This is a genomic window from Streptomyces sp. NRRL S-350, assembly GCF_000719705.1.
In the GTDB taxonomy this organism is placed as follows: domain Bacteria; phylum Actinomycetota; class Actinomycetes; order Streptomycetales; family Streptomycetaceae; genus Kitasatospora.
Genome location: NZ_JOHO01000023.1, coordinates 122536 through 128674, shown reverse-complemented (window position 1 = coordinate 128674; position 6139 = coordinate 122536). Strand labels below are relative to the sequence as shown.

At 75.2% G+C, this 6139-nt stretch carries 5 protein-coding genes; 1 reads left to right on the top strand and 4 read right to left on the bottom strand.

Features of this window, described 5'->3' with window-relative positions:
* Nucleotides 1-361 precede the first annotated feature (361 nt).
* A complete protein-coding gene (locus IF30_RS0121930) occupies nt 362-1162 on the top strand; it encodes an SURF1 family protein (RefSeq protein WP_030241045.1) in 801 nt (266 codons plus the stop codon).
* Between the two features lie 16 nt (nt 1163-1178).
* Here the strand turns inward: IF30_RS0121930 and IF30_RS0121925 are convergent, their stop codons facing one another.
* The 4 genes from IF30_RS0121925 to IF30_RS0121910 form a co-directional block, all read right to left on the bottom strand.
* Nucleotides 1179-1775 carry a hypothetical protein gene (locus tag IF30_RS0121925; protein WP_030241042.1) on the bottom strand — a complete coding sequence of 199 codons (597 nt, stop codon included), beginning with the start codon at nt 1773-1775 and terminating at the stop codon, nt 1179-1181.
* A 5-nt stretch (nt 1776-1780) separates the two neighbouring features.
* Nucleotides 1781-3715, bottom strand: coding sequence for a S9 family peptidase (locus IF30_RS0121920; protein ID WP_078891575.1), 1935 nt, complete (start codon nt 3713-3715; stop codon nt 1781-1783).
* A gap of 256 nt (nt 3716-3971) precedes the next feature.
* Complete coding sequence (locus IF30_RS0121915; RefSeq protein WP_030241039.1) at nt 3972-5540, bottom strand: MFS transporter; 1569 nt, start codon at nt 5538-5540, stop codon at nt 3972-3974.
* 165 nt (nt 5541-5705) lie between these two features.
* On the bottom strand, nt 5706-6083 hold the full coding sequence (locus IF30_RS0121910; RefSeq protein ID WP_030241037.1) for a nuclear transport factor 2 family protein: 378 nt from the start codon (nt 6081-6083) through the stop codon (nt 5706-5708).
* Between the last annotated feature and the right edge of the window lie 56 nt (nt 6084-6139).

Genomic DNA, 6139 nt, shown 5'->3' with positions numbered 1-6139 from the left:
GCCCCGCCGCCGCCACCGCCACCCTGCCCCTGACCTGCAGCGGCACCCTCTACCGCGGTGGCGTCCAGCCGGTCGACGGCCCGGCGCCGCAGCCGTCGGACACGCCCGCGGCGGGGTGAGGGGCAGGGCGGTAGCGGGTTCTCCGACGGTTTCCCGGGCTCCCCGGGGGTTTCCCCGGCGGTTTCCCCGGCGGGGTCGCGGGCGGGCTCCTTGCCGGGCTCGCCTACGGCTCACAGCCGGGTGCGTTGGTGGCCGTGCGTCGGGATCGGGTGGACGCCCGCCCGGCTTACGGGCGGCGTGAAGGCGCCAGCGGCGGCCCCTGAGGGCGGGGCGGGTGTGAGGAGTGGTTACCGTGGGGGGTGTGTACCGGTTCCTCCTGACTCCGCGCTGGCTGGGCGGCACTGCTTTGGCCGTGGCGGCCGTGGCGGTGTGCGTGTGGCTGGGCTCCTGGCAGCTCGGCCGGTTCGAGGACCGGGTGTCCACGCACCAGGAGACGAAGAACGCCGTCACCTCTTCGGGTGAGGCCCGGCCGATCGACGCGCTGCTCAACCAGGCGACCCCGCAGGTGACCACGGAGACCGTCGGCAAGGCCGTCACGGTGACCGGCACCTACGACACCGAGCACCAGCTCCTCGTCCCCAACCGGGTCGTCGACGGCAAGCAGGGCTACTACGTCCTCACCCCGCTGCGCACCGCCGACGGGCACGCCGTCGCCGTGGTGCGCGGCTGGGCGGCCGGGGCACCGGCTGCGGGCGCGGGCGCGGCTTCGAGCGCCGGGGTGCCGTCGGGCGGGCAGGTGACGGTGACCGGGCGGCTGCAGGCCAACGAGGCCGTGGGCGCCGACGGCGCGGTGGCCGGCGGTCTGCCGGCCGGGCAGCTCGGCATGATCAACCGGGCCTCGCTGCTGAACGTGCTGGAGTACGACGGCTGGTACGACGGCTGGGTGGCCGCCGACGAGGCGCCCGCCGGGCTGACCCCCGTACCGACCGTGCAGCCCCAGGGCGGCGACGGGCTCACCCTGCGCGCGTTCCAGAACCTGGGCTACACCCTGGAGTGGTTCGTCTTCGCGGGCTTCGTCGTCTTCATGTGGTACCGCCTGATCCGCCGTGAGGCGGAGGCGGAACAGGACCGGGCCCTGGGACTGGACCCGGTCCTGGACTGACCGAGGGATCGGACTCTCAACGCTTGGTCGGCACGGCTGGCACGGCCGGTACCGCCGACGGCTTGGGCGGTGCGGGCGGTGCGGGCGGTGCGGCCGGCGTGGGCAGCGCAGGCGGCGTGGGAAGTGCCGGGTGCGGCGTCGGGATCGGGGCCGACGAGCCGGTGGGTGCCGGCGTCGGGATGCCGGAGCAATGGCTGTGCCCGTTGCCGACGTTGTCGCTCGAGTCGTAGTGGTCGATGTGGTGGTGCACGGTGCGCCCCGTCTTGGTGCCCTTGGAACCGGACCCCTTCGAACCCGACGAGCCCTTGGAACCGCTCGAACCGCTCGAACCCTTCGAGCCCTTGGCGAGCTGGATCGTGCCGCCGCCCCCGTCGGTCGGCTCGTACGCGTCGTACGCCGACCGCACGACGGAGGTCCCAGCCCCTGCCGCGCCCGCCCGGCTCGCCGTGGCGAGCGGTGTGGCGGGGATGGCGGGAGCGGCCGGGACGGCGGCCGACGGGCTCGGTGCCGGCGGCCCGACCAGGGGCGGGCAGGAGGCGGCGTCGCTGCGCGATCCCGAGCAGCCGGTGAGCACCAGGGCTCCCACCGCCACCGCCCCCGCGAGTATCAGCACCCCTCTCACGCGGTTCCCCCGCTTCCGTTCACGCCGGGGGTGCTGCCGGTGCCGGCGCTGGTGTCCGTGTCGGTGTCGGTGCCGGTCTCGGTGGCGTCGACCGCGGGGAGGTGCCGTCGGACGAAGTCGATCTCCAGCCGGAGCTGCTTGATCCGCTCCTCCACCACCAGCGATCCGTGCCCGGCGTCGTACCGGTACACCTCGTGCGGCTTGCCGAGCTGCTCCAGCCGCTCCACGTAGTTCTCGATCTGCCGGATCGGGCAGCGCGGGTCGTTGACCCCGGCGCTGATGTACACCGGCACCCGCACCCGCTCGACGTAGGTCAGCGGCGAGGACGCGGTGAAGCGGTCCGGGACCTCCTCCGGGGTGCCGCCGAAGAGCGTGCGGTCCAGCGACTTGAGCGCCTCCATCTCGTCGGCGTACGCGGTGTGGTAGTCCGCGACCGGCACGGCGGCGACGCCGAGCGCCCACGCGTCGGGCTGGACGCCGAGGCCGAGCAGCGTCAGGTAGCCGCCCCAGCTGCCGCCCGTGAGCACCAGTCGGCGCGGGTCGGCGAGGCCGCTGTCGACCGCCCACTCCCGGACCGCCGCGATGTCCTCCAGCTCGATCAGGCCGACCCGCTCGTGCAGGGCGTCGGTCCAGGCCTGGCCGTAGCCCGTCGAGCCGCGGTAGTTGACCCGGACCACCGCGAACCCGTGGTCCAGCCAGGCGGCCGGGCCGGCGGCGAAGGAGTCGCTGTCGTGGTGGGTCGGGCCGCCGTGGATCTCGAACACGGTCGGGAGCGGGCCGTCCCCGGGGGCCGTCCCGGCCGGCCGCTGCACGAGGGCGTGCACCCGCCCGCCGGGCCCGTCCACCCAGACGTCCTCGACCGGGACGGAAGCGGGCGGCACCGCACCGGGCGCCCGCAGCACGACCGTCCCGGCGGTGGAACGGACGACGGAGGGCTCCGCCGCGGACGACCACAGGTACTCGACGGTGCCGTCCGGGCGGGCGGTCGCGCCGCCGACCGTGCCGCGCGGGGTCTCCAGCCGAGTGAGCCGGCCCTCGGCGAGCGAGTAGGAGAACAACTCGCTGCGCGCCTCGTACTCGTGCTCCACCAGCAGTTCCCCGGCCCCGGGGCGCCACTGCGCGGACACGTCCCCGGGCAGCTCCCGGCCCTGCTCGTCGCGCAGCGGCAGCGCGGTCTCGGCGCCGGTGGCGACGTCCCAGATCATCGGCTCCCAGCGGCCGGTGCGCTGATGGGCGACCAGCAGCCGGGTGTCGCCCTCGACCGGGGCGAAACCGAGGCAGGCGACGCCGCGCGGCTCGTCCCGGCCGGTGACCTCGTCCAGCTCGGCGACGGTCTCGACGCCGCCGCCGCTGCCGTCGCCGGTGAGGCGCACGACCCGGATCGCGGAGTGCATCGCGTCGCCGTGCTCGGTGTGGTCGATGGCCAGCAGCGTGCCGTCGTGGCTGAGGTCGCCGACGCCGCCGTACTCGGCGTGCCGGTAGATCTCGACCGGCTCGGTGCCGCCGGGGCGGCGCAGGTGCAGGGTGGTGCCGTCCTCGTCCGTGGAACGGCCGACGACCACGGTGCCGTCGCGGCCGAGGGCCAGACCGGCCGAGTAGGAGGGGGCGAGACCGGGCACGGCCTCCTCGTCCGGGCCGCCCGCGAACGGCTGGCGGCGCCAGACACCGAACTCGTCGCCGTCGTGGTCGTCGAACCACCAGACCCAGGCACCGTCGGGGGACAGCTCGGCATCGGTGGTGCCGTTCGGGCGGTCCGTGACCTGGCGGTGGGTGCCGGTGGCGCGGTCCCAGGCGTAGACCTCGTAGGTGCCGGTCGCGTTGGACACGTACAGCGCCCGGTCGGGGGCCTCGTCGGCCCAGTCGGGCAGCGACACCCGGGCCGCCCTGAACCGCTGCTCCCACGCCGGTACGGCGCTCTTCTCCTCGCTCATCCGACCATCCAACCCGATCGGGGGGAAGGAATGGAACGGGCGGGTGGGGCTGGGCCCACCCGCCCGGGGCTTCGGGGGCGCTGGGGAAGGGATGCGGGGGTGCTGGGGAAGGGATGCCGGGGTGTGCGGCACCTGCGGGCCTTGCCGGGTCGCGGCCCGGACCCGGCCGTTCGGGCTCGATGACCTGAGGCTTCGGAGGGTGTTTCAGGTCGGGGCTGCAGGCGTGGGGACTCGCGCGGGCGCCGCCGGGAGGTGCTCAGGCCCGGGGCCGCGGCAGCAGCCGGACCAGCGCCACCAGCACCAGTTCCGACGCCGTCAGCGCCAGCACGCTGTGGCCGAAGGCGGCGGTCGGGTCGCCGGCGCCGTAGTAGACGAGGCCGATCAGCGCGATCCCCAGCGCCCCGCCGACCTGCTGCACGGTGGAGACCACCCCGGCGGCCGAGCCCGCCAGCCGCGGCTCCACCCCCTCCAGGACGACGGAGGTGACCGGCGCGATCACCAGGCCCATGCCGAGACCGTCCACGAACAGGCCGGGAGCCAGCCACCAGACACTGCCGTCCGCCGCGCCGTAGGCGGCGACGGCGAGCAGGCCGAGCCCGGCGGCCATCAGCAGCCCGCCGACGGCGATCGTGCGGCGGCCGCCGTAGCGGGCGGTGACCCGGTGGGTGGCGTTGGAGGTGATGAGGTAGCCGAGGCCGATCGCCGTGAAGACCAGCCCGGCGCCGAGCGCGTCCAGGCCGCGGCCGAACTGCAGGTGCAGGGCGAGCACGAGGAAGAACGAGCCCTGGCCGAGCCAGAAGGCGAGTTGGGCGAGCACACCGGCGCTGAAGGTGCGGCTGCGGAAGAGGCGGGTGTCGACCAGCGGGGTGGTGGGGGCGGTGGCCGTACGGCCGGCGATCGCGGTGGAGCCGGCTGTGGTGGCGGCTGTCGCTGTGGTGGCTGCGGCGGCTGCGGCGGTGCTGGTGGCGCGGTGCTGGTGGACGGCGAAGGCGGCGAGCAGGACGGCCGAGGCGCCCAGGCAGAGCACGGTCCACAGCGGCCAGCCCAGCTGCGGTCCCTGGATCAGCGGCAGCACCAAGGCGGTCAGCGAGGTGGTGACCAGCAGCACACCGACCGGATCCAGGCCGGGCCGCTGCGGGGCACGGGACTCCGGCAGGCAGCGGCGGACCAGGACGAGAGCTGCCAGGCCGATCGGCAGGTTGATCAGGAAGCAACTGCGCCAGCCCAGGCCGAACAGGTCCGCACGGATCAGCAGCCCGCCGATCAGCTGGCCGAACACCGCGCCGACACCCATGGTCAGCCCGTACCGGGCGAAGGCCCGCGCCTGCGCCGCGCCGCTGAATGCGGTCCGCAGGATCGCCAGCACCTGCGGGCCCATCAGTGCCGCCGCCAGGCCCTGCACCACCCGGGCACCGACCAGCGTGGCGGCGGTGGGGGCGAGGCCGCAGCCCGCAGAGGCGAGGGTGAAGAGGGCCAGACCGAGCCCGAACACCCGACGGCGGCCGTAGCGGTCGCCGAGACGGCCGGCGGTGACCAGCCCGGCCGCGAGAGCCAGGCTGAAGCCGGCCATCACCCACTGGACGGCGGCGGGCCCGGCACCGAGGTCGGCCTGGAGGGAGGGGAGGGCGACGTTGACGACGAAGATGTCGAGGGCGGTCATGAAGGTGGCGGTCAGGACGACCGGCAGCAGTCCCTTGGGGGCTGGGGGCGGCGCCGCCGGCCCCGGCCGAGCGGCGGGGGTGGCCGGGGCGTCCGCGGTGGCCGGCGAGGCCGGAGCGGGCGGCGGGCCGGGCGCTGTGCGCCGGGCGTTCAGGGCGGTGCTCATCTCGGGCTCTCCTCGGAGGGGTTGGGGCCTGTGGTGCGGAGAGGGGCGGGCCGGAGTCCTGGGGCCAGGAGGGAGGGCCCGCCCCTCGACGTGGGCGGTGGCCGTCGGAACGGTTGCGGCGGCGCCGGCTGTGCGCTTCGGCTCGCCCCAGCGGCTTCGACGTCGTCAGGCGCCCGGCACGCGGTCGAGGAAGCCGTACACGGCACCGATCCGGCCGTCCGGGGCGGCCGCCAGCACGTCGAAGCCGATCACCACCGGCTCCGCGCCGGCCGGGCCGAGGTTCCACGTGAAACGGGCGATGTCGTGGTGGGCGTCCACCGGGCCGAGGCTGAACTCCAGCCCCGGGAACTGGGCCTGCGCCGCGCCGATCAGGGCGTCGATCGCGTCCCGGCCGACGACCGCGGCCAGCGGGTCGGTGTAGCGGCCGTCCTCGGCCCACACCTCGTCGATCAGCTTGCGGCGGGCCGCGGGGTCGGTCTCGTTCCACACCGCGAGGTAGCGCTCGGCGAGCTGCTGGAGGGCGGCGGTGGTGATCTCGGTCATGGTCATCTCCCGTGTTCCGTTCGGCGGTTGGCCGGTCGTTCCCGGTGCTCACCAAG

Bases quoted from the DNA above. Each gene is read 5' to 3' on its own strand.
- IF30_RS0121920 (WP_078891575.1), bottom strand. From the start codon at position 3,715: ATGAGCGAGGAGAAGAGCGCCGTACCGGCGTGGGAGCAGCGGTTCAGG.
- IF30_RS0121915 (WP_030241039.1), bottom strand. From the start codon at position 5,540: ATGAGCACCGCCCTGAACGCCCGGCGCACAGCGCCCGGCCCGCCGCCC.
- IF30_RS0121910 (WP_030241037.1), bottom strand. From the start codon at position 6,083: ATGACCGAGATCACCACCGCCGCCCTCCAGCAGCTCGCCGAGCGCTAC.